This is a genomic window from Actinacidiphila sp. bgisy145 (assembly GCF_057708125.1).
Genome location: NZ_JBYIRL010000108.1, coordinates 1 through 1305, shown reverse-complemented (window position 1 = coordinate 1305; position 1305 = coordinate 1). Strand labels below are relative to the sequence as shown.

Sequence of the window (1305 nt, the reverse complement as noted above, 5' to 3'; positions counted from 1 at the left end):
GCCGACTCCCGCCCCGACACAGCAGCAGCCAACCCCTCCACCAACTCACCACGGTCACCGCCCACCACCGCCAACCGGTGCGCGAACCCCGTCGTCCGCGTCACCGCCAACGACAACGCCACATCCCCGACCGAGACCTCAGGGCGAGCGTCAACGAACTCAGCCAACCGACCCGCCTGCGCCACCAACGCCGCATCAGACCGCGCCGATACCACCCACGCCACCGCACCCGCAGACTCCGGCCCATCCTGGGTAGGAGCCTCCACGGCAGGGACGTCCAGGGCAGGGACATCCTCTGCAGGCTGCTCGAGGATGAGGTGGACGTTGGTGCCGCTGATCCCGAACGCCGACACACCCGCCCGCCGAGGACCAGAACCCGCCGGCCACTCACGCGGGGCGGTCAGCAGCTCGACTGCTCCGGCCGACCAGTCGACGTGGGAGGACGGGGAGTCCACGTGCAAGGTCTGCGGCAGTATTCCGTGCCGCATCGCCTGCACCATCTTGATCACACCCGCGACACCGGCAGCCGCCTGCGTGTGGCCGATGTTCGACTTCACCGACCCCAGCAACAACGGCCGTGCCGGATCACGATCCTGCCCGTACGTGGCCAGCAGCGCTTGTGCCTCGATCGGATCACCCAACGCCGTGCCGGTGCCGTGCGCCTCGACCACATCCACATCACCAGCCGCCAGACCCGCGCTTGCCAACGCCTGCTGGATCACCCGCTGCTGGGAGGGACCGTTCGGCGCCGACAGACCATTACTCGCCCCGTCCTGGTTGATCGCGCTACCGGCTACCACCGCTAGCACCCGGTGCCCGCGCGCGCGAGCGTCCGACAACCGCTCCAGCACCACGACGCCAACGCCCTCACCCCACCCGGTGCCGTCAGCGGCCTCCGCGAACGGCTTGCACCGCCCATCGCTGGCCAATCCCCGCTGCCGCGCAAACTCCGTGAACGTCCCAGGCGAAGCCATGACCGTGACCCCGCCGGCCAACGCGATCCCACACTCCCCCGACCGCAGCGCCTGCGCGGCCAGGTGAATCGCCGTCAACGACGACGAACACGCCGTGTCCACCGACACTGCAGGGCCCTGCAACCCCAGCGCATACGCCACCCGACCCGACGCCACACTCGCCGTCGTCCCCGTCAGCCCGTAACCGCCCGCACCGTCCTGCTCCCCGACGCGGTAGCCGGAGGTGATGATGCCGGCATAAACCCCCGTGTCCGTGCCCCGCAACGTCCCCGGGGCAATGCCCGCGTCCTCCAACGCCTCCCAACACGTCTCCAGCAGCACCCGCTGCTGA

1 protein-coding gene is annotated in these 1305 nt (G+C 69.9%); it reads right to left on the bottom strand.

What is annotated here, in order from left to right; genetic code table 11:
* On the bottom strand, nucleotides 1-1305 hold a 1305-nt coding region (locus AC3ERT_RS36490), incomplete at both ends, for a beta-ketoacyl synthase N-terminal-like domain-containing protein (protein WP_435179479.1).